Raw genomic sequence first — 23,902 nt, forward strand, 5'->3', positions numbered from 1 at the left:
AGACAAAATGGCTGAACTAGCAGTAAAAATTGATCATGTAAGTAAGTATTTTCGTCTTCCAACGGAAGCGAGTACAAGCCTTCGGACAACTCTTGTCAACAGATTTAGAGGAATCAAAGGTTATAAAGAACAACATGTCTTAAAAGATATTGATTTTGAAGTAGAAAAAGGTGATTTTTTTGGAATTGTTGGACGTAACGGTTCAGGAAAATCAACACTTTTAAAAATCATTTCGCAAATTTATGTTCCAGAAAAAGGAACAGTGACCGTAAATGGTAAATTGGTTTCGTTCATTGAGCTTGGCGTTGGTTTCAATCCTGAGCTTACGGGACGTGAAAATGTCTATATGAACGGTGCAATGCTTGGGTTTTCAACTCAAGAAATTGATGAAATGTATGATGAAATCGTTGATTTTGCAGAACTACATGAATTCATGAACCAAAAGCTCAAAAACTATTCTAGTGGGATGCAAGTTCGTTTAGCATTCTCTGTTGCCATTAAAGCCAGAGGAGATGTGCTCGTTTTGGACGAGGTTTTGGCAGTTGGTGATGAGGCTTTCCAAAGGAAATGTAATGATTATTTCTTGGAAAGAAAAAAATCAGGTCTGACAACTATCTTGGTTACTCATGATATGAATGCCGTAAAAAAATATTGTAACAAAGCGGTACTTATTGAAGACGGTTTGATTAAAGTCTCAGGAAATGTAGATAAAGTTGCTAACCAATACAGTCTGGATAACTTAAAACGACTTAAAGCAGCACAAGAAGATAGCAGTGAAGAAGTAGAAGAATTTGTCAGCGATTTGAAAGTGAATTTACTTTCACCTGTACAAACAACTCCAGAACAAAGTGTTAAATTTGAAATTTCTTATAATGTAAAACAAGACATTCAAACCTATGTGGCCTTTTCTCTGACAGATGCAGACCGTAATATTTGGATTTACAATGATAACTCGATGGATTACCTCACCGAAGGACAAGGTGAAAAACGAGCTGTTTACGAATGCAAACTCGACCAAGTTAATAATTTAAAGCTCAAGCTACAAGTTTCTGTGCGGAATGCAAAAGATGAAATGGTTGCTTATGACACCGATGAAAAAATCATCATTATTAATCGCCTTGACATTCCAAAAGATGACCTCAGTGCTAAAGATTCAGCAAGTGGCTTACTCTTGAGGAATGGAGATTGGAATTTTGGTTAAAGAAAATAATCAAACAAAGAAATTAATCAAACCAGAACGTCTTTTTTTAATGATTGCTCTTGTTGCTGGTTTAATTTTTACAGTTGCTCAACCACTCTTTATTGAACCAGACTCTAGTTATCATTTTGATAAATCTTCTTATCTCTCAAATACAGTTGTTGATAGAAGCAAAATTGGCTTTCCTGCTGAGGATTATCAATCCGCACCTCTTCCTTTTACAACAGTCACTAAGATGATGAAAGAAGGAACTTATTTCAAAAATTTTTTTGAAACCAAACTTCCAGTAATTTCCAAAAGTAAGGTGGCAGATAAACGAGCTCTAGGAACAAAATGGTATAAAGATATCATGCACATTATCCCTGCACTTGGGATAAAGTTGGGACATATGATTTATCCATCAATTGGGTCAATGGTTCTAGTTGCGAGACTTTTTAATTTAATTTTCTTTAGTATTTCGATGTATTTCATCATCAAAAAGCTGAAGGCTTACCAAATGATTTTTACAATCATTTCTGTTACTCCTATCGCAATTCAATTTGCTACAAGTTTAAGCTATGACTGCTATAATTACGTTGCTTTTGCTTGGCTAAGTGCAACATTAATTAATCTAGCGGTGGAGTTGAAAGAAAACAAGCCGATTTTATTAAAAGATTTTTTCTTGAGAATTATTCTTCCGTCAGTAGCCCTTTATTTTTCAAAGGCTAATTCGCGATTGCTTTATTTGCTTGTTTTAGCTGTTTTTGTAGTCATTATAGCTAAAAAATTAAAAATTAGTTTGACAAAATTACGAGTTCTAATTGGCGGTGGTGCTTTACTTGCTTTAGGAATCTTGCTCTATATTTTCAAATACCATGACCAATTACGCTTAGTGATAAGTAAGTTCCTCTATACTTTTATGGAACCTTACTACTCTGTATTAACCACGCAAGTCATTAGCGGGACTTCAACAGTAGCAATTCCAGCTTGGTTTTATCCTATTCAGTATGGCGCTTTAATTCTTTTGTTCTTATCTTATACAAAAGAGCAAGTTCCTCGTTGGTTTGCTTGGTTAGGCTTATTAATCAACCTAATCAATCTTTTTGGTGTATTATTTAAATTTGCAATTGACCCAGCCTTTACCGAACATGTTATTACCGGACCACAAGGAAGATACTTTACAGTCTTTATCTTACTTTTGGCTCCTAGTTTAACTCTTTTAGCCCAAAAAATTTCAGTAAAAACTTCCGGAGCTTGGCTAAGAAGAATTGTTCTTTCGGTTAGTGTCATGGCACTTGTGTTGAATTTGAGTGTTACAATGCTCAGATCTTACCATTTACAACTTCCGATGGATGAATATCGTTCAGGAATAGAACATTATATCTTTAAGTAGGTGAATTATGGACAAAAAAGTATCAGTCGCAGTGACATGCTACAATCACGAAAACTTTATTGAAGAATGCTTACGTAGTATTTTTGCGCAAACTCATCAGAACATTGAACTTCTAGTTTTTAATGATGGGTCGACAGATGATTCTGGTGCAGTAATTTCAAAAGTGCTTGAAGAATCACCATTTGCTGAAACTCATTATTTTTCAGGAGAAAATAGAGGTCTAGCTTTTGTACGAAATGATGCTTTAAGTAAGAGCACAGGCGATTTTTTACTTTTTGTTGATAGTGATAATTTTCTTAATGCTGACCATATTGAAAAGTTACTGACAGAGCTGGTAGCAACAGATTCAGATATTGCCTATTGTCAGCTATGGGATTTTAATGCTCAAAAAGACCTTCTTCGCCCAGATTTAGAATATAGCTTTAAAAAACAACTAGAGGGAAATCTGATTGACGCTTCGTCATTGGTTAGGACCTCAAAAATTGCTGACATAAAATTTGATGAATCTTTAAATAATAAAACACTTGAAGATTATGATTTTTGGTTAGGATTAATCATTAATAATGGAGCAAAACCTATTTTTGTTTCAAATACAAAATTGAATTATCGAGTTTTAGAACAATCCTTGAGTCAAAGAGGAAATTGGGAAAACTATTATCAATCGTATTTTTATATTACCAATAAGTACAGTAAAAAAATTCCGTCAGAACTGATAGAAGCGCTCCAAAACAACTTACTACTTTGGGTAGATAATTATCAAAACTTACAAATTGATAAAGACAGACAACTTGCTGATAAAGCTCAAGAGTATCTTGAACAAGAAGAAGCGATGAAGAAAACAATAGCTGACAAAGATACCCATATTGCTAATCAAGAAAAAGTGATTTCTGAAATTACTAATTCTTTTGCATATCGGCTAATAAACAAAGTGATACACCCCTTAGGAAAGAAAAATGAACAATAAATTATTACTATACGTACATTTTAACCGAAATAACGAGTTGAGTGACCACGTTATTTACCAATTGAAACATTTACGACAAAATTTTGATGAAGTCTTCTTCATTTCAAATAGTTTAATGGATGAAAATGCCTTAGCTACACTGACAGGGCAAAATCTCATTGACGGTTTTATGCAACGTGAAAATAAGGGCTATGACTTTGTTGCTTGGTCAGAAGCGATGAAACATTATGGATTTGAAAAACTTGCATCCTATGATTCGGTGACAATCATGAATGATACTTGTTTTGGACCAGTTTACGATTTCGAAGGAATTTTTTCTAAGTTTAATAAAGATTCAAATGTTGATTTCTGGGGAATTACTAATAACCGAAGTCATAAAGTAAAACCATGGGAAGACCGTGAAGCAATTGTTTTACCAGATCATATTCAAAGTTATTTTGTTAATTACAAACAAAACATTGTAAAAAGTAAAGCTTTTGAAGATTTTTGGACAAATATTGAAGTTTTAGATGATGTTGTAGAAGTCATTGTAAAATATGAAACAGCAATGACGAAATATTTTGAAGATGCTGGCTTTAAATCAGGAGTAATTTTTGATACACGTAAAGAAGAGTGGGCAGGTATGCTTGTCCATGATTTTTCCGTATTCAATTTACCTGAACTGTTAAAACGTCACATTCCTTTTCTAAAAATCAAAGCCTTTAGTTATGGTGCAGATAATATTTATACTCCTTTAGTAATTGAGCGCTTAAAACAAGAAACGACTTATCCAATAGAACTTATTGTTAATCACATGACAGAGGTTGATTATCCAGACCGCGAGTACATGTTGGAAGAAAAAACACTCAAACTTACTACCGAAACAAACAAAAAAAGCAACTTGAAAATTGCGATTCACCTTCATGCTTTTTACCTTGATTTAATCCCAGAATATCTTGATTATTTTGATAAATATGTTCAAAATTATGACCTTTTTATCACAACAGATACAAAAGATAAATACGAACAAATCATAAAGTCTTATCCGCTAAACCAAATCAAAAAAGTTTTGGTAACTGGAAATAAAGGGCGAGATGTTCTGCCGTGGATGGAAATTTCAGAATTAATGGCAGATTATGACCTTTGCGGACATTTTCATACCAAAAAATCTAAAGATAATGATTGGATTGTAGGAGAATCTTGGCGAAGAGATATCGAATATTCATTGCTGAAACCAGCACAAGCAATTTTTCAAGAATTTGAAAAAAATCCGAAACTTGGCTTGATGATTGCGGACGTTCCCTCATTTTTCGAACATTTTTACGGACCAACTTATATTACTGAACGTGATATTTGGCCAGATATGGAAGAAATATGGAAGAAAATTAACTTTGAAAATCCGAGAGACTTGAAACAAAAAGATAGTTATGTCATGAGTTATGGAACAATGATTTGGTATCGTCCACAAGCTTTGAATAACTTACTAAAAGTTGATATTGAAGCAGCGGTCCCAGAAGAACCTCTTCCCTACAATAGTATTTTACACGCTTTTGAGCGTTTACTTGTTTATACTTCATGGGCAAATGGATATGATTTCCGAATTTCTCAAATCCAAACAAATAATGGATTTGTTGCTAATTTTTCGGCAAATAGACTCTTGCGTTCCGTCGAAACTGACCTAACCCAAACGAAGTTGCGCGACTTAGTTAAAATGATTTTTAAGAAAATTAAAGTAATTATCGCCTACCGTTTGAAAATAGGTAAAAAAAATAAGTAAATTTGTGGTAAAATTTATATTAGAAAAATGTACATAAAGAAGTACAAAATTAATGTTTATTTATAAGGAGAACTTGGAACAGTGTCCGATGACAAAAAAATGAAAATTTTACTAATTATCCCAGCTTACAATGAAGGTGAGGGAATATTAGAAAATCTAAAAATTGTAGAGGACTATCAAGCCAGTTGTCCTTATCAATTAGACTACGTAGTGATAAATGATGGTTCTACTGATAACGAAGAAGAAATTTTGAAAGCAAACAACATTAACCACGTTGAATTGATTCAAAACCTTGGTATCGGTGGAGCTGTTCAAACAGGCTATCTGTATGCCTTACAAAACGCTTACGATATAGCAGTTCAATTTGACGGGGATGGTCAACATGATATCCATTCTTTACCAAACTTGATTGAACCTATTTTGAAGGATGAAGCTGATTTTACCGTTGGTTCTAGATTTTTAGATGAAAGTAATTCAGAATTTAAGTCTTCAAAATCACGTCAAATGGGAATAAAAATTTTATCCTCACTCATTTATATGTCTTCAAAAATTAAAATCAAAGACGTTACCAGTGGATATCGCGCAGGTAACCGTAAAGTGATAGAGCAATTTGTTAATAGATACCCAAGACAATATCCAGAGCCTGAAAGTTATATGCATTTATTCTCTAAGAACATTCGTGTCAAAGAGGTGGGGGTAAAAATGTTTGAACGGACAACGGGTGTTTCAAGTATTAACATGGTAAAAGGGATAAGTTATATGATAAGCGTATCTTTAGCGATTATTGCGAGCTCGTTATTAGGAAAGGAGAGTAAGTAATGCCTATTCAACTTCGTATCTTAGCAATTATTTTGGCAGCTTTCTTCTTTATCTATACGATTCGTTTGGTTCGTAAAGATAGAGCAGAAATAAGACATATGTTAAAATGGTTCATTTTAGCTCTTATATTGCTGATTGGTTCGATTATTCCAGATTTGGGTACAAGTATTGCACACCTGTTGGGAATTGGAACATTAACCTCATTAGCTTTATATTTCTTGGTAGGTGCTTTATTATTTATCTGTTTGAAATATCAAATTTCTCTGATATCTGCTGAAAAAGAAATAAAAAATTTAGTACAAGAGTTATCCTTGTTGAAAAAGAAAATTGATGATGGAGAAAAAAAGGAAAAACATGAATAAAATATTGACAATTACAGTGCCAAGTTATAATACTGAAAAATATATTGATGAATGTATGCCTTTTTTGCTGGACAATGCGATTGTCGATGACATTGAAATTCTTGTTGTAAGTGACGGCTCTAAGGATAAGACGGTTGAAGTTGCAACTAAATGGCATGAAAAATATCCGCAGACAATTCGAGTTATAGAAAAAGAGAATGGCGGACATGGTTCCACTATTAATCGTGGGATTCTTGAAGCAACAGGTAAATACTTTAAAGTAGTAGACGGAGATGACTGGGTAAAAACAGAGAATCTTGTAAAATTAGTTGATTTCTTGAAAAAAACAGATGTAGATTTAATTAATAATCCATATTTTGAGCATGATGAAGTAACAAAAGATGAGACTTTAATGATGGAGTTGAACATAAAGAGTCATCAGATTAATAAATATGAAGAAATCATAGAGTCAATTAAAATCCCACCAATGCACACTGTGACTTATAAGACAGAAATCTTAAAAAATAACGAGATTAAGATTGATGAAAAAATGTTCTATGTTGACGTTGAATATATCACTTTCCCACTGCCTTTTGTGAAAACGCAAGTATACTTGGATTTTCCAGTCTATGTATATCGAGTAAATTCTGGGACACAAAGCATGGCGATTGGAAATATGGTTAAAAATCGTGCAATGCATTTAGCAATGCTAAAACATGAGTGGAGTTTTATTAAAGAATTACCAGAAGAAACAAATCCAGCAGTAAAAAAAGTGCTGAAACAAAGATTTTCAGAACTCATTCTTGCTCAGTATGTTGTTAACTTATCAATTCCAGAAAAAGACGTTCGAAAAAAAGAAACTTTAAATTTCACAAACTATTTAAGAGCTGAAGGAATCGATAAAGATCCTGAAATTTTATCATTGAGCAGACTGCTGGTTAGAACTGGTGGAAAAATCATAAATCCTGCAGTTAAATTCCGTAACGTTGTTCAAACAAATAAAACTTGGCGAGTTGTAGAGCGCGGACTTTTGAATACTGTTAAAAGGATGAAAAAATAGTATTTATAAGGTTTAATTTTTCGATTCTATTTAGACTTGAAAATAAGTAGAAAAATTTGACTAAAATCAGTAAGCTGATATTATTTAACTGACGGCTCACTATGAAGAAAGATAATTATGAAAAATAAGATATTATTTGCTATTGGAGATTTAAGAATTGGTGGCGTGGCTAGAGTTCAAAGTGTAATTGTAAATGAATTAAGCAGAAGAAACCACGACATCGATTTATTTTCTTTTAGAGAAACAGAAAGTTACTATCCTCTTTTTAAAAAAGTTATTTTTCCTGAAAAGTCTTTGAATAATTGGCGTTTTCAAAAATTACTTATACAGACGGGAATCAACAAGTATATTTTAAGAAGAACTGTTGATATGATTACACGCCCCAATGATAAACATTTTGAAAATCTAGTAAAGTATGTGAGAGAAAATAAATATTCTACAATTGTATTAGTTGAACAATGGATTATTTATGCTGAAAAATTAAAGCAAATGTTTCCTGAAATGAAATTAATAGGGTGGCTGCATCTGGATCTCAACCATTATGAAACTTATCATCTTGCGAAAAGCAAAAATCAATTTTTAGATGGTCTTAGGGGGTGTGATCGGTTGATTGTACTAACTCAAGAGGAAAAAAATGTTCTAGAAAACCGCGGATTTGAAAAGGTTCAAGTTTTGCATAATCCACTTACATTAAATGATACAAATAAAGTTGTGGACTTGAATAAAAAAATAATATCATGGGTAGGACGGATTGATATTTTGCATAAGGGCTTGGACTATTTAATAGAGATAGCGAAAAGTTTGCCTGACGACTGGAAAATTAGAGTAGCTGGTTCCGGAAGGGACAACAAAAAATTTAAAAAATTGATTGAAAAAAATAGGCTTACGAATAAAATTTTATGGGTAGGTCCGAAAAATGGAGAAGAACTAACAAATCATTATTTAAATAGCTCCATTTTTTTAATGACATCAAGATTTGAAAGCTTTGGCTTAGTATTGGTAGAAGCAATGAACTATGGTCTTCCTATAATTGCATTCTCACAAACAGGAAGTGATGAAATTCTTAAAAATGAACAATATGGCCTTGTTGCTGAAAATGGGAATATAAAAGAAATCTCAGATAAATTGATGCAGTTAATTTCAGATAAGAACCAAAGAGAATTTTGGAGTAAAAAATCTAAAGAGAGATCTAAAGATTTTTCATTAGAAAAAATTGCGATTGAATGGGAGCATATACTTGGAACAGAGTCTGGTAATGAATAAAACTTTAGAAAAAATTGATTTTGTAGTAACTTATTTAGATAGTACAGATAAGAAATGGCAGGAAGAAAGAGCCAAATATAGTGGTGAAAAGCTGGATTCACGAAACAGTGAAGCACGTTATCGAAATATGGATAATTTTCAATATTGGTTTCGAGCAATAGAACGATATGCTCCGTGGGTTAACAAAATACATTTAGTAACTTGGGGGCATGTTCCAGAATGGCTAGACACGACTAATCCTAAAATTAACATTGTAAAACATGATGACTATATTCCTAAAGAGTATCTACCAACATTCAATAGTAACGTTTTAGATCTAAATTTGGATAGAATTCCAGGTCTTTCGGAAAATTTTGTTTATTTTAATGATGATATATTTTTAAATTCTAAAACAGAACCCTCAGATTTTTTTAAAAATAATCTGCCTTTATATCAATATATGTATACTCCAGTATTACCAGTTGATGCCTTTAATAGTGTTATTTTTAACAATTCATTAACTATAAATCAATTGCCAATCAATAAGAAATTTATTACTAAAAAAAGCTTAAGTATCAAAAATGGAGCAAAAGCGGTATTATTTAACATCTATCTCTCACCTTTGATAGCACTTTTAAAAAGGCATATTGGATTTTACCCTACTCACTTAGCTCGCCCTCTAAAAAAAGATGCCTTTAGAGAGTTAAGAGAGTATGTATCGGAACCTTTTGACAAAACATCACAGAATAAATTTAGAACTCACGAAGATATTTCAATTTTGCTGTTGGAAGACTATTTAAAAATTACTGGACGGTTTTATCCATGCAATATCAAAAAAGTTGGGCTTTATCAGGAAATAAATGATACTGTAGACTATAAAAAGATCTTAGAATCTGATATTAAACTTATATGTTTTAATGATACGGATAATACTGAAAATTTTGAGAAAGTAAAAACACAGCTAAATCAAGCATTAGCGGATAAATTTTCAGAAAAAAGTTCTTATGAATTATAGATGAGAAAATCCCTCATGCTTTATAAAAGAAATTAAATGGATGAACAACAAAAGGATTGAATATGAAAAAATATTATATTGGATTTAATTATAAAGAAAATAATACTGCGGGTGCAAAAGCTAAGGAGGATGCAAACCTAATATTTGATAAATATGGTTTTAAGAAAATTAAGATAGCTGGGAAAAGATTATCTGCTAATCGATATTTAAATACCATATTTACTATAATAAGTGGTTATAGTAAGGTTTTACCGTTAAAACAAGCAACCTTTGTAGAAAATTTCCCTCCTAATCAATTGGGAGAAAGTTATGTGATTAATAAGGTTAATAAAACTAAGAAAAAAAATAAATCACTTAATATTATACTTATACATGATTTAGAAGAATTAAGGGATCCAAATTATCAACTTCAAAATAATCTTTTATCTCAAACTGCTTCTACGAAGGTTCTTACGGAGGCCGACTGTATAATTTCTCATAATTACAAGATGAAGGAGTGGCTAATTGAAAAAAATATTGCTGCTTCTAAAATAGTAAATCTTGAAATATTCGATTATTTGCACAATGGTCCACTAGGAAAAGGGGGGGAATTTGGCAATCGAGTTATTATAGCAGGGAATTTGAGAAAAGAAAAGTCAGCTTATCTAACTAAATTGGCTGAAGTTTCGGATATAAAGTTAGAATTATATGGCCCTGGCTTAAGTGATGAGTTACAAAATTTACAATCTATCCATTATAACGGAAGTTATCCAAGTAATCAGATCTTAACAGAATTATCTGGTTCTTACGGTCTGGTCTGGGATGGTGACAGTGTTGTAGGTGGTGTAGGGCTTAGTGGACAATATCAAAAATATAATAATCCACATAAAGCATCCCTTTATTTAGCGGCAGGGTTTCCAGTGATAATGTGGAAGCAAGCTGCATTAGCTTCTTTTATTGTAGAAAACAATCTCGGATTTGTTGTAGATAATTTAGAAGAATTACCCCAAAAGCTTTCACAAATTTCAGAACAAGATTATAATGAAAAGGTAATCAATGTTCAAAAGATGGGTAAAAAAATCCGTTCAGGTTATTTTTTAAGTGAGGCCTTAAAAAAAGCAGATAAAGTTCTTGAGGAGAATAAATAATGAAATATAATACAAAAAACTATGATTACTTAATTGTTGGTGCAGGACCTTATGGTGCAATTTTCGCACATGAAGCAGCTAAACGTGGAAAGCGTAGCTTGATTATAGAACGACGCGCGCACGTTGGTGGGAATATGTATACCCATAAAGAAAATGGCATTAATGTCCATGATTTTGGGGCACATATTTTCCATACAGACAATAAAGAAGTTTGGGATTATGTTAATCAATTTACCGAGTTTAATGGCTATATTAACCAAGTAGTTGCTAATTATAAAGGTGAACTCTACAATCTCCCATTTAATATGAATACTTTCTATCAAATGTGGGGAGTGAAGACTCCAGAAGAAGCTGCTGCAAAGATTGAGGAGCAAAAAGTTGCTGCCGGTCTTTCTGGTATTCCAAAAAATCTTGAAGAACAAGCTATTTCTTTAATTGGTACTGATATTTATACAAAATTGATTAAAGGATATACAGAAAAACAATGGGGACGTAAAGCTACAGAATTACCAAGTTTTATTATCCGTCGTTTACCAGTTCGTTATACCTTTGATAATAACTATTTCAATCATCGTTATCAAGGAGTTCCAGTGGATGGATACACAGCAATTTTTGATAAGATGCTGGACTCTGAATTGATTGATGTTCAAGTAAATACTGACTTTTTCTCACATAAAGAAGATTATTTAGCAGAATTTCCTAAAATCGTTTATACAGGAATGATTGACCAATACTTTAATTATGAACTTGGTGAATTAGAATATCGTTCTGTTCGATTTGAATCAGAAACTTTTGAAACTGACAACAAACAAGGTAATGCTGTTATCAATTATACAGATGCTGAGACTCCGTTTACGCGCGTGATGGAATGGCGTCACTTTGATAAAAAAGGTGATGAAAATAAAACAATCATCACTAAGGAATATCCTCAAGATTGGGATCGTACGAAGGAAGCTTATTATCCTGTTAATGATACGAAAAACTCAGAACTCTTTAAGAAATATCGTAAATTAGCAGATAATGAAAAAACAGTAATATTTGGTGGTCGTTTGGGTAACTATCAGTATTATGATATGGACCAAGTCTTTAATGCAGCTTTAAAAGCTGTCGAGAAGGAATTTAAAGATTGAAAGTATTAAAAAACTATCTTCTGAATAGCTCTTACCAATTATTGATTGTGATTATTCCAATTATCACAATTCCCTATATTTCTAGGGTGCTTGGCACAACGGCTATAGGTTTAAATACATTTACCTATGCGATTATTCAGTACTTTGTATTAGCTGGTTCAATTGGGATAACAACTTATGGAAATCGAGAGATTGCATATCATCAATCTGATAAAGAAAAGAGAAGCCAAATTTTTTGGGAAATTTCATTTTTGAGATTTTGTACCATTGCTCTCTCTTTTCTTATTTTCTGTATTTTCTTAGCTTTTCAAAAACAGGATTTTGAGATATATCTCTTGCAGAGTATCGCTATTATCGCTGCGGCTTTTGATATTTCTTGGTATTTTATGGGAGTAGAAAATTTCAAGCGAACAGTAGGGCGTAATTTTATTGTCTCTATTATTTCAGTTATTTTCATCTTTACTTTTATTAAGAGTCCAAAGGATTTGCCCATTTATGTTTTAATCATTACCGGAACATCATTGATTGGAAATCTTTCACTTTGGCCATATTTGCGCAAGGAAATTTTTGCCCCCAAATGGAAAGAATTAGCATTAGGATATCATTTAAAACCCACACTATTACTTTTTTTGCCGCAAATTGCTACACAGATTTATACAATTGCGAACAAAACAATGATTGGGATTTTTGATGGGAAAACGGCATCGGGATTTTTTAGTCAATCGGATAGTCTGATTAAAGTAACATTGAGCATTGTCACTTCTTTAGGTGTAGTCATGTTACCACATGTTTCAAATCTTTTTTCAAAAGGTAAAATTAAAGAAGTCCAAGAGACTTTAAAAAAATCTTTCGTCCTTATGACTGGGCTTGCTGTACCGATAATGTTTGGTGTTATGGGAATAGCACTCAATTTTGCAGGATTCTTTTTCGGCCCTAAATGGGTAGCTGTCGGTCCTTTGCTAATGATGGAAGCCCCAATTATTATATTCATTGCTTGGAGTAATGTTTTGGGAATTCAGTACCTTCTTCCATTAAATCGGATGAGAGAATTCACAACTTCGGTAACAATTGGTGCAGTTCTTAATATTTTACTTAACTTTGCTTTGATTCCTCTTTTGGGACTCACTGGTGCAATGATTGCGACAGTAATTGCCGAGGCTTCAGTGACGATTTATCAATTTTATATTTTGAGAAATGACTTTGAGATAATTCCAATGATTTTATCTTGCTGGAAATACTTTATATCTGGTGCAGTGATGTTTGGAGCTGTTTTCTATTTAAACAATTCTTTGAAGATGAATATGCATAATCTTATATTTCAAGTATCGATTGGTGCTATAATATATATAATTCTTAATATCTTATTGAAATCCAGTCTTTTTATTGAAGTCAAAAAGATTGTAAGTAAAAAATAACCCTAATACTAAACGATTGGAGAATAAAATGTATAAAAAGGTAACCTTCTTAGTTACTCTTATTGGAGTGATGGGGCTATTACTCTTTACTTTCTATGAAGGACATACTGTAAGTGCTTCGGATAAAACTTTGACTACGAATTTATCAATCAAAGTTACTTCTTCAGGAGATCCCATTCAAAATGGAGCATTTTTGGCAGGAAATTATCAAACCGCATATGAAGCTATTATGGAGGGGAAATTTTCTAACCAAGTAACAAACTCTTCTGCTTGGCGAGAATCGCAAAATACAGAACACGTGATAGTTGTTGCTGGATTAACTGTTGGGGAAGGCAGTAAACATACTGATAGTGAAGCACAAACGATAATTTCAACGCTTTTTAGTACAAATTTTACACTTCTTCAATCAATAAACGAAACAAATAATGGAACAGACATCATGTCTTTTAACCCTCCTAGCAATTTTGTCAGATTTCATACCCCTAATGGCGGAAATGAAACGACAGATCTTGAAGGAAGAGCATCAGCAAAGGTGACCACAGGACTGACAGCTATTGTAGATGGCAGTAGCAAAGGTATTATAAAGTTAATTATGGTCACTCCAGATATGAGTGAAGTTAAGGTAGACACAAATAGTTTAGGGATTTCACTTTCTTTTGCTTCAGGTAATTCTAAAAGTAGTCAGCCGAGAACAGTGGAGTTAAATCAAGAATTACATTATAAACTAAAAGTAAGCAAAAAGATGTTAAACCCTACTACGCCTACAAAGATTGACCTCCGTCCTGATGCAAATATTGTTATTGATGAAACGTCACTTCCAAATACAGTAACTTCATTAATACCGCCTATTATTAATCCAGGAGTAACTTTTGACCCTTTAGCTAGTCCTGAACAACTAAGTAAAATTGCGGATACGATAGGTAGCGTTCTTATTTCTTGGCAGATTAACATGTATGAACTGACAATTCCACCAACAGATAGTGATGTTTCTATTGATATAAAAGCTCATCTTTCTCCTGTTGTCTATGTAAATAATGTATCTATTCAACAAGGAACAAGCACGAATACTACAAAAATGAATGTTCCAATTAAAGCTTTCAACTCCCCAGACAATAATTTTGGAATGACGGCGAATGTGATTTCTCAGACAACTGGAACTCAGATTACCTCGTCTGCTCCCAAAGTGAATACAACTGGTATAAATTTTGTTGAAGTGGATGCAAATAAAAATAAGATGGTTAGAGATGCTGTTTATATTTTAGGGAAGAATGTGGGTGGTAAAAAGTATCTATATGATAGTCAAGGGAAATGGAGCGAAATTCAAGATTTGTCTACAGTTTCTCCTACAAGCTATACTTTATTAAGAGGTGGGAACCAATATGTTTTTGGTGATGATGATGTATCTCCAATTGAGTTGAATAATACAAGATTCAATTATGATTATGAACGTGATACCAAAATTAATCAATCTTTAATCAAATTATTTGGTTTGGGAGAAGGAAAAGATTATTTCCTTTATCAGGTTGCCGCTCCTACTAACTACTCTGTTGATAAAACACCCATTGATTTTTCTATTTTTTCAGAAAATGTAGTTTCGCCTAATGGTAGCCAACTTACTAAAACTAGTATGAAGACAGCAAGCAACCAATCATTTAAACTAAATGGTCTTATTCCAGACTATGGTGCAGGGACAAATGAGTACAATATTTTAGCTGTCACTCCTCAAAAAGAGGTTCATTTTAGTGCTCTGAAATCAATAATTTTCCCATTATTATTGTTTATTTTAGGAATTGTGGTTATTGGTGGTATTTTAGTGAGGTTAGTGTAATATGGATACAGTTAGATATAGAAGAAATGATTATCACTTAAACAAAAGACATAATGAAAAAAGACATAGTGAAAAATCTAAAATATCATTTAATGCAGAAGTAATAGAAAAGAAAGTCCACAAATTTTATTTGTCAATTGCTCTTTTCTTTGGAATTATCCTATCCATTGGAATGCCGTTCTTTAACGAACCAGATGGTGTTTATCATTTTGTAAATTCTAGTAATATTGTGCACTTGACCACAGATATAACAGTCTACGGCGAGAATTCAAAATGGTTTGGTAATCAATTTGTTAATCAAAAACCAGCCTATCAGAACGGAGATTATTTTAAAAAATACTTTGAAACTGAAGTTCAAAGAATGCCAATGAATAAACTTCCTCGCTCTACTGAATATCCTAAAGTATTATCCTACAATTTTTTAGGTCACATAGTGCCAGCCGCAGGGGTTTGGTTGGGTTATCATATCTATCCTTCAATGGGGATGATGATTGTGTGCGCTCGACTTTTGTCGATGTTTGTCTATACTTTAATATTGTTTTTTATCATCAAGTATGTTAGAAGGGGGAAATTAGTATTTACAATAATAGGGCTTAGTCCTGTTGTAATGAATACTTTCTCTAGTCTTTCTTACGATGGTTTAACTTTAATTCTTGCGGCTTTTCTTGTAGCTGTGGGGATTAATATGGTGGATAAAGGGAAGATAACACCTTTTAATTTACTCCCAATGATTATTAGTTCGATTGCCGTGTACTTTGCAGCAAAAACTAATATTAAACTTTTAATTCTTATTTTCCCGATAATTATTTTATCTATATTTATGAGAGGGAAAACAAAGAATATTATTAGAAGACTTTCTAAACGTGCTAGGTTTACGACAAGTATTGTTGTTCTAATTATTGTTTTAATTGGTGGAGTTTTATATGCTCGTCGATATGGTGGTTTGGGCTTAGTTATTTATAAATTATTTATGAATTTTTCATATAACTTTAATCCTAATATTAATGTTCAGGATATCAACACCGTTCTTGTTCAGCCATTAGCTACGCACAATATGATGCCTTTTTGGCTTACGAGTGTATGGTTTATATTAATTTTAGCCGCTGCTTTTGTGGAAACAAAATTTGTTAAAGATCCATTAATTAGTTATGGTGCTTTGGGGCTTTTTGTTTTGAACATAGTTGCTCTTTATATAAACTTCTTTACAGGATATTCTTCAGGGGCGAATGCCATCAATGGGGCAATTGGTGGAGTTCAGGGACGTTATGTTACACCGATGCTTTTTCTACTTCCATTATTTGCGGGGAATGAGCATTTTGAGCTGAAAGTCATTTCTTATAAGACAGTTGCTTTGTCTTCGGCGGTAATCATAATAATCTCAAACAGTCTTTTGATTTTTGATACATTATTTACGATATTGAAATTTTAAAATAAGTAAAAGATATTCCAAATGATAACTTTGGAATTTTTACTTAATTCTAAAGTCTTAGCCTAAAGTAATCAATCAAATTCTGAATATAAAAAAACTAAGAAAAGCTTTTCTTAGTTTTTTTTTATTTAATTTAATTAACTTTCCATGCAACTGCACCATATTTCCAGCCGCTTCTAAGGAGGCTGTTTTGCTCATATGAACTTGTGGTGTAGTTGTGTGAGCCAGAAGAAGCATTTGGATTATAAGCTACATAGAGATTTTTTGAGCCATTAGAGTAAAAGGCAGGGGCTCCATTATTATCCCATCTCCATCCCTTGTTGACCAGCTGCTGTGCTTCCCATTTACTCATTGTATAATAATGGTCGCCACCTTTGGCATTGGGGTTGTAGACGCGGTAAACAGGGGACCCAGAAGAAGAAGATAGCCAACCGATTCCTTCATAACGCCAACCAACGTTTTGTAGGTTTGTTTTCTCAGCAAAATTGAGAGTGTAGAAGTGTTCTCCTGTATTTGCGTTATACAAGCGGTAAACGTCTTGAAGTCCTTGTGAAGCATTGAAAATATTATTATAATCAATTGAAGTATCTAGATTGTGACTTCTTAAGTTTGGAGTGCTTTGGTAATACATTTGGCTCGTATATTGCCAAGAACCGTAGTCTGTATTTTTAAGATTTTGATTACTTGGTTTTCCATAGAGATATTGAGCAACCCATAAATTTTTGGCTCCAAGAGTTGAAGCATTCATAACACCTGAACTCACCCAACCTTGTGAAGTATAATAGCGAATATTGTTGAAGCCTGCTTTGTTCATAGTGCTTTTGAAAACTTGTGATACGGCTGTCCAATTGTAATATTGTGAAGGGGCTTCCGCATCTTCAATCATCACGGTATTGGTAGATAAACCGAGTGCTTTAGCGCTTTGAGCATAAAAGGCGGCTTCGTTTTGAATCTTTGTTGGATCATATACAAAGTGGTAAGTAGCTACAGTCAGTCCAGCATTTTTTGCCATCAGAATTTGTTTTGCAGCACTTGGATTAAGATAACTTGTTCCTTCAGTTAACTTGATAATAGCTGTTTTAACCCCTTCTGATTTCAAAGCGTTAAAATCAGATTGAACCATCCAGTTTTGGTAGTCTGAAATATCTACAGCATCTTGTCTAGGGAGTGAGTTATCAGTGGAAGAGAGATTGGAAGGGGCGCTTGCTGCCGGAGCTGCTGCAAATGAGCGTGCTCTAATATTTGGAGTTTCATCTGTGGTAGGATTGCTAGTTTCATCAGATGCCTGTTGACTTTGCTCCTGTTCTTGCTTGATAAAATAGCCCATCGGATGATTGTCAGAGGTGACATTATCTTCGGCTAGTACGGGTTCGACAAGTAGTAATCCGGAAAATAGAATTAGGGAAATAATGTGGGATTTTTTCAGTTTCATTTCTAATTTATAGCTTTCTTTGTGTTGGGAGGAATAAATAAACTTTCTTATTAATATTTTACAATGATAAGAATCAGTCTTTATTTCAGTTTGGCAAAAAATAATTATCAGTCAAATATAATTGTTATTTTTAAAGTTAAAATGTAATTTTTAACCATTGAATTTTACCATGTATAATATATGTTACCATATTTAAGGTGAGATTATGAAATAATAAGGTAATTATTGGCTAAATTTTAGTTTTTTTCTTATTTAAACTATTTCCTACTGTTGAAATGCTTGGGGAATAGTGGTAGAATAGTAAAAATAAAAAATTGGCGATGGCCATAGAAATATAGCTATATACTTTATATAGCGCGATAATGGAGGAATATTTTCGATGTCAAACTGGGAAACTAAGTTTTTGAAAAAAGGATTTACTTTTGATGATGTATTGCTGATTCCAGCGGAGTCTCATGTTTTACCTAATGAGGTGAGTATGAAGACAAAGTTGGCTAAAAATTTGACTTTGAATATTCCGATTATCTCTGCCGCTATGGATACCGTAACTGACTCAAAAATGGCTATTTCAATGGCCCGTCAAGGTGGACTTGGTGTGGTTCACAAAAATATGTCTGTTGAGGAACAAGCTGAAGAAATTCATAAGGTAAAACGTTCAGAATCTGGTGTTATTACAGACCCATTTTTCTTGACTCCAAATCATAAAATTGAAGAAGCTGAAAACTTGATGGCAACTTACCGTATTTCTGGTGTACCAATTGTTGATACGCTTGAAAATCGTAAATTGGTAGGGATTATTACTAACCGTGACTTGCGTTTTATTACGGATTATAATCAACAAATCAAAAATATGATGACTTCTGAAAATCTAATCACTGCTCCAGTTGGAACAACTTTAGATACAGCGGCTCGTATTTTGCAAGAGCATAAAATTGAAAAATTACCTTTGGTTGATGAAGCTGGTAAATTGGCTGGTTTGATTACAATTAAAGATATTGAACGGGTGATTGAATTCCCAAATGCTGCTAAAGATGAGCAAGGTCGTTTGCTTGTTGCTGGGGCAGTTGGTGTATCTTCTGATACTTTTGAGCGTGCGGAAGCTTTGTTTGCTGCAGGAGCCGATGCAATTGTTATTGATACGGCTCATGGACATTCAGCTGGTGTTTTACGTAAAATCCGTGAAATCCGTAATCATTTCCCAGACCGTACTTTGATTGCTGGTAATATTGCTACTGGTGAAGGTGCTCGTGCTTTGTTTGAAGCTGGTGTTGATGTGGTTAAGGTTGGGATTGGTCCTGGTTCTATCTGTACGACTCGTGTTGTTGCTGGTGTAGGTGTTCCTCAAATTACAGCCATTTATGATGCGGCAAATGTGGCGCGTGAATTTGGTAAAACAATCATCGCTGATGGTGGGATTAAATATTCTGGTGATATTGTTAAGGCACTTGCTGCTGGTGGCGATGCGGTAATGCTTGGTTCAATGCTTGCAGGTACTGACGAATCTCCTGGTGAATTTGAAATCTTCCAAGGTCGTAAGTTTAAAACTTACCGTGGAATGGGTAGCTTGGCAGCGATGAAAAAAGGGTCTAAAGACCGTTATTTCCAAGGGGCTGTTAATGAAGCAAATAAACTTGTTCCAGAAGGAATCGAAGGACGCGTGGCTTATAAAGGAACAGCGACAGATATCGTTTTCCAAATGCTTGGTGGTTTGAAAGCAGGGATGGGATATACTGGTGCGGCTGATATTACAGCTTTGCATGATTCAGCACAATTTATCGAAATGTCTGGTGCGGGCTTGAAAGAATCACATCCACATGATGTGCAAATTACTAAAGAAGCACCTAACTATTCTGTACAATAAAAAGTTACTGACAAGAAAATTATCTTATTTTGATAATTCTGTCAGTAGAAAAAGGGGATGGACAAGTTGTCCTTCTCTTTTTTATTTTAAAATTAACTTACTGATAAATCTGTCAGTAAAAAGCTGACAAAAATAGCTCTTTATTAATAGGAAAAAAGGCTAAAAATGCTGATGAAATGTGGTATAATAGGCAATATGATTGAAAATGAAAATACGATGGAAGATTTGTACTGTATTGGTTGTGGTGCAAAAATTCAAACTGAGGATAAAAATGCACTTGGCTTTTTGCCTGCGGGTGCTTTGAAGAAAAAAATAGCTGAACGCGACCAAATGGAAGCTGTTCAGGCTGGAGATGAAGGAAGCGAAGCTTTTGTCAAAAATGAGGATTTATACTGTCAGCGTTGTTTCCGCTTGCGTCATTATAATGAAATTGCACCGACAAGTTTGACTGATGCAGATTTTTTGCGTTTACTTAAAGAAATTGGTCAACATAATGCTTTGATTGTCAATGTGGTTGATATTTTTGATTTTAATGGGTCTTTGATTCCTAACCTTCATAAATTGACTGGTGGAAATGATTTATTAATGGTCGCAAACAAACGTGATGTTTTGCCAAAATCCTTAAAAGTTGGGAAAATGACGGCTTGGTTGAGAGAACAAGCGGCTTCTCGTGGTTTGAAACCTAAGGATATCCTCATCACTTCAGCACAAAACAAAGATGATGTGGCTGAATTGATGGAAGCCATCGAGCATTATCGTCGTGGACGTGATGTCTATGTGGTTGGGGTGACCAATGTTGGTAAATCAACATTGATTAACGCGATTATTAAATCAGCTTCAGGTTCTGAGGATGTGATTACAACTTCACGTTTTCCAGGAACGACTCTTGATAAGATTGAAATCCCGCTTGATGAAGACTCGGCACTGATTGACACACCGGGGATTATTCATAGAGGGCAAATGGCTCATTACTTGGAACCAGAGGATTTGAAATATGTATCACCACGTAAAGAAATTAAGCCGAAAACTTATCAGCTCAATCCTGAACAAACATTGTTCTTTGGTGGTTTGGCACGTTTTGATTTTATAAGTGGCGAACGTCAAGGAATGACGGCTTATTTTGACAATGAAATCAATGTTCATCGGACGAAACTTGAAGGTGCGACTGAATTTTATGAAAAGCATAAAGGTGAGCTTTTGGCTCCTGCTTTGGTTGGTGCCAAATTGGTTCGTCGCGAGTTTAAAATTACTGATAAGTCAGATATTGTCTTCTCTGGTCTTGGTTGGGTCCGCGTACCACAAAAAGCAGTCGTTGCAGCTTGGGTGCCAGAGGGTGTTGATGTGGTTGTGCGTAAGGCTTTGATTGGGTAAAAAATTATCTGTCTAAGAAGAAAAGGTTGGAAGTCTGATGAAAATTGCAGTGATTCAAGCCAGTACTCAAATTGCCCGAAATGAAGTTTTATTCGAGGAAACAAAGCGAGCTGTGGCACATCTGAATGCAGAAGTTCTTAATTTTGGTGTAAGTGAAAATGAAGAAAATTTTTCTTATGTTCAAATTGCACTTTGTGTGGGGGTTTTGCTTAATTCAGGTGCGGTTGATTTCGTTGTGACTGGCTGTTCGTCGGGAAATGGCATGAACATTGCAGCCAACACTTTACCCAATGTGATTTCTGGTTATTTACCAACGCCTACTGATGCCTACCTTTTTGGGCGAATCAATCAAGGAAATTGTGCTTCTTTGCCACTTGGTCTGAATTTTGGTTGGGCTGGCGAGATGAATTTGAGATTTACTTTAGAAAAACTTTTTGAAGAACCTTTAAATGCTGGGTATCCCAAAGAAGCTGCCGAACGTAAAAAAGCGGATGCTCTGAAATTAAAAGAAATTAAGAAATTAGCGCAAACAGACATGATAAAAGTGCTGATAGGTCTGTCAGCAGAATTTATTCGACCGATTTTAGAGAAAAGTGATTTGATGGATTATATTTTCAAAAATGGAACAAATCTTGAATTGATAGAATTTCTAAAAAGTCATAAAAATTACTGACAGAATTTCTGTCATTAAAATCTTGGAGAATCAAAATGGAAGATAGAAGTCAGAATATTGGTTTTACGCGTGGTAATCAGTGGTTTCGATACCGGGCAGCTGGAATTATTATTAAAGATGGTGCGATATTAATGGTTGGTAATGACCATAATGACTATTATTATTCGGTTGGTGGTGCTGTGCAATTGGGCGAAACAGCAGAAGAAGCTTGTCTGAGGGAGATTCGGGAAGAAACGGGATTAAATCTCGAAATTGAACGTTTAGCTTTTATCCATGAAAATTTTTTTGTGGGGCAGGAAAATGATTTCTTGAATGATGTGACTTGTCACGAATTGAGTTTTTATTTTCTGATGAAACCACTGACAGAAAATCCGTCAGTAAATTCAAAGAGTCTTGGGACAGACGGTAGCAAAGAATTTTTGAAATGGATTCCGATTGCTGATTACAGAAATTATAAGGCTTTTCCAAGCTTCTTTGCTGACGAGCTTGCAAATCTGTCAGTGAATTCTCAAGTCAAAAGAATTGTGACAAATGAATAAATACAAAAATAGAGTTTAGTTTTATAATACTTTTAGTCTAAACTCAGCTGATAAAAATAAAAAAGGAAAATTTTACTAAAAATTTGATAGATTTAGAAGAAAAACAAGAAAGAGTACTCCTTGCGGGAGTAGAAACAGCCCAAAATTTTCAGGCTTTTGAGTCATCAATGGTTGAACTGGCTGAATTGACAAAAACGGCTGGCGGATTGGTCATTGACCAATTTACTCAAAAAAGAGAACGTCCAGATAGTCGGACAATGATTGGTTCTGGAAAATTGGAACAAATGCGTTGGGCGATTGAAGTGGGCGAAATTGATACGGTTATTTTTAATGACCGTCTATCCCCAAGACAAAATGTTAATTTGGAAGAAGCTTTGGGCGTCAAAGTCATCGATAGAATGCAATTAATTTTGGATATTTTTGCCATGCGGGCTCGCTCACATGAAGGAATGCTTCAAGTGGAAGAAGCCCAGCTCAATTATCTTTTGCCTCGTTTGGTGGGACAAGGGATTATGCTCAGCCGTCAAGGTGGGGGAATTGGTTCTAAAGGACCAGGTGAAACCAAGCTTGAAACAGATCGACGTTATATTCGCACTCGAATTGAAAACATTGATAAAGCCCTCCAAAAAGTTGAAAAAACAAGGGAAAATATTCGCCAAAAACGCTCGAAATCAGGAATTTTTCGGATTGGCTTAATTGGTTACACCAATGCCGGAAAATCCAGCATTATGAATGCTTTAGTTGGTCTTGATAAAGAACAATATGAGCAAAATGAACTTTTTGCGACATTGGACGCCACAACAAAAGCCGTTCAATTGGTTGAAGATTTTACGGTGTCACTGACAGATACTGTCGGTTTTATCCAAAATCTGCCAACAGAGCTGATTAAAGCTTTTAAATCAACCTTAGAAGAATCTGCCAATGTTGATTTACTGATTCATGTCATTGATGCCAGTAATCCTCATCATGAAATTCATGAACAAACGGTCTTGAAAATCATGGAAGATTTGAAGCTGACAAATATTCCTGTGCTGAATGTTTATAATAAAATGGATATTGCCCCAAGTGACTTCTTGCCAACTTTGTCGCCAAGTTTACAACTCTCAATTAAATCTGAGAATGGCGTTCAATGGTTAAAGACAGCAATTTTAGAAAAATTGCATGAGCTTTTTGAAGCTTTTGAGATAGAATTACCTTATGAAAAAGCTTATCAGTTGCCTGAATTAAGAAAGAGTGCCTTGGTTCAATCGGTGGTTGAGGGCGAAAATGCTTATCAGATTAAGGGATTGATTGCGCCTGAGTTGAGTTGGAAATTGAATGAGTTTTAGGG

General features: G+C 34.1%; 20 protein-coding genes. 19 read left to right on the plus strand and 1 reads right to left on the minus strand.

Annotated features, from left to right (window positions below):
• Positions 1 to 7 precede the first annotated feature (7 nt).
• The 14 genes from KW2_RS00965 to KW2_RS01030 all read left to right on the plus strand — a co-directional run bounded on the left by KW2_RS00965 (position 8) and on the right by KW2_RS01030 (position 16,696).
• The gene (locus KW2_RS00965; RefSeq protein ID WP_021036598.1) at positions 8 to 1,201 is read left to right on the plus strand and encodes an ABC transporter ATP-binding protein; all 1,194 of its coding nucleotides are present in this window, start codon (positions 8 to 10) and stop codon (positions 1,199 to 1,201) included.
• Positions 1,179 to 2,570, plus strand: a complete 1,392-nt coding sequence (locus KW2_RS00970) for a DUF2142 domain-containing protein (protein ID WP_041168548.1) — start codon at positions 1,179 to 1,181, stop codon at positions 2,568 to 2,570. The genes KW2_RS00965 and KW2_RS00970 overlap by 23 nt, the downstream gene beginning before the upstream one ends.
• A 7-nt stretch (positions 2,571 to 2,577) precedes the next feature.
• Entirely contained in the window at positions 2,578 to 3,534 is a 957-nt protein-coding gene (locus tag KW2_RS00975; RefSeq protein WP_021036600.1) for a glycosyltransferase family 2 protein, read from the plus strand.
• Positions 3,524 to 5,290, plus strand: a complete 1,767-nt coding sequence (locus tag KW2_RS00980) for a rhamnan synthesis F family protein (RefSeq protein WP_021036601.1) — start codon at positions 3,524 to 3,526, stop codon at positions 5,288 to 5,290. Before KW2_RS00975 ends, KW2_RS00980 begins: the two co-directional genes overlap by 11 nt.
• A gap of 99 nt (positions 5,291 to 5,389) precedes the next feature.
• A complete protein-coding gene (locus tag KW2_RS00985; RefSeq protein WP_031286686.1) occupies positions 5,390 to 6,109 on the plus strand; it encodes a glycosyltransferase family 2 protein in 720 nt (239 codons plus the stop codon).
• Entirely contained in the window at positions 6,109 to 6,471 is a 363-nt protein-coding gene (locus tag KW2_RS00990; RefSeq protein ID WP_021036603.1) for a DUF2304 domain-containing protein, read from the plus strand. The genes KW2_RS00985 and KW2_RS00990 overlap by 1 nt, the downstream gene beginning before the upstream one ends.
• On the plus strand, positions 6,464 to 7,510 hold the full coding sequence (locus KW2_RS00995; RefSeq protein ID WP_021036604.1) for a glycosyltransferase family 2 protein: 1,047 nt from the start codon (positions 6,464 to 6,466) through the stop codon (positions 7,508 to 7,510). Before KW2_RS00990 ends, KW2_RS00995 begins: the two co-directional genes overlap by 8 nt.
• Positions 7,511 to 7,627: 117 nt before the next feature.
• A complete protein-coding gene (locus tag KW2_RS01000; protein ID WP_021036605.1) occupies positions 7,628 to 8,773 on the plus strand; it encodes a glycosyltransferase in 1,146 nt (381 codons plus the stop codon).
• Positions 8,766 to 9,767, plus strand: coding sequence for a stealth conserved region 3 domain-containing protein (locus tag KW2_RS01005; RefSeq protein ID WP_041168550.1), 1,002 nt, complete (start codon positions 8,766 to 8,768; stop codon positions 9,765 to 9,767). The genes KW2_RS01000 and KW2_RS01005 overlap by 8 nt, the downstream gene beginning before the upstream one ends.
• A gap of 62 nt (positions 9,768 to 9,829) precedes the next feature.
• Positions 9,830 to 10,894 (plus strand): glycosyltransferase, encoded by a 1,065-nt coding sequence (locus KW2_RS01010; RefSeq protein ID WP_021036607.1) that lies wholly within the window; start codon positions 9,830 to 9,832, stop codon positions 10,892 to 10,894.
• A complete protein-coding gene (glf, locus tag KW2_RS01015) occupies positions 10,894 to 12,024 on the plus strand; it encodes a UDP-galactopyranose mutase (RefSeq protein WP_021036608.1) in 1,131 nt (376 codons plus the stop codon). The genes KW2_RS01010 and glf overlap by 1 nt, the downstream gene beginning before the upstream one ends.
• Entirely contained in the window at positions 12,021 to 13,439 is a 1,419-nt protein-coding gene (locus tag KW2_RS01020) for an oligosaccharide flippase family protein (protein WP_021036609.1), read from the plus strand. Before glf ends, KW2_RS01020 begins: the two co-directional genes overlap by 4 nt.
• A gap of 28 nt (positions 13,440 to 13,467) precedes the next feature.
• Positions 13,468 to 15,267: a hypothetical protein gene (locus tag KW2_RS01025; protein WP_021036610.1), complete on the plus strand. Its 1,800-nt coding sequence runs from the start codon at positions 13,468 to 13,470 to the stop codon at positions 15,265 to 15,267.
• A 1-nt stretch (position 15,268) separates the two neighbouring features.
• Positions 15,269 to 16,696 carry a DUF2142 domain-containing protein gene (locus KW2_RS01030; RefSeq protein ID WP_021036611.1) on the plus strand — a complete coding sequence of 476 codons (1,428 nt, stop codon included), beginning with the start codon at positions 15,269 to 15,271 and terminating at the stop codon, positions 16,694 to 16,696.
• 133 nt (positions 16,697 to 16,829) lie between these two features.
• Here KW2_RS01030 and KW2_RS11830 read toward each other — a convergent pair whose 3' ends face one another.
• Positions 16,830 to 18,128, minus strand: a complete 1,299-nt coding sequence (locus KW2_RS11830) for a GH25 family lysozyme (RefSeq protein WP_011834312.1) — start codon at positions 18,126 to 18,128, stop codon at positions 16,830 to 16,832.
• 379 nt (positions 18,129 to 18,507) lie between these two features.
• Here KW2_RS11830 and guaB point away from each other — a divergent pair, with 379 nt between their 5' ends.
• The 5 genes from guaB to hflX all read left to right on the plus strand — a co-directional run bounded on the left by guaB (position 18,508) and on the right by hflX (position 23,900).
• Entirely contained in the window at positions 18,508 to 19,989 is a 1,482-nt protein-coding gene (gene guaB, locus KW2_RS01040) for an IMP dehydrogenase (RefSeq protein ID WP_003129822.1), read from the plus strand.
• A 216-nt stretch (positions 19,990 to 20,205) separates the two neighbouring features.
• Positions 20,206 to 21,360: a ribosome biogenesis GTPase YqeH gene (yqeH, locus tag KW2_RS01045; RefSeq protein WP_032950816.1), complete on the plus strand. Its 1,155-nt coding sequence runs from the start codon at positions 20,206 to 20,208 to the stop codon at positions 21,358 to 21,360.
• Positions 21,361 to 21,397: 37 nt separating this feature from the next.
• Entirely contained in the window at positions 21,398 to 22,033 is a 636-nt protein-coding gene (locus KW2_RS01050; protein ID WP_021036613.1) for an RpiB/LacA/LacB family sugar-phosphate isomerase, read from the plus strand.
• Positions 22,034 to 22,068: 35 nt separating this feature from the next.
• Entirely contained in the window at positions 22,069 to 22,572 is a 504-nt protein-coding gene (locus tag KW2_RS01055; protein ID WP_021036614.1) for an NUDIX hydrolase, read from the plus strand.
• 83 nt (positions 22,573 to 22,655) lie between these two features.
• Positions 22,656 to 23,900, plus strand: a complete 1,245-nt coding sequence (gene hflX / locus KW2_RS01060) for a GTPase HflX (RefSeq protein ID WP_021036615.1) — start codon at positions 22,656 to 22,658, stop codon at positions 23,898 to 23,900.
• Positions 23,901 to 23,902: the final 2 nt, after the last annotated feature.

Source organism: Lactococcus cremoris subsp. cremoris KW2 (assembly GCF_000468955.1).
Lineage (GTDB): Bacteria > Bacillota > Bacilli > Lactobacillales > Streptococcaceae > Lactococcus > Lactococcus cremoris.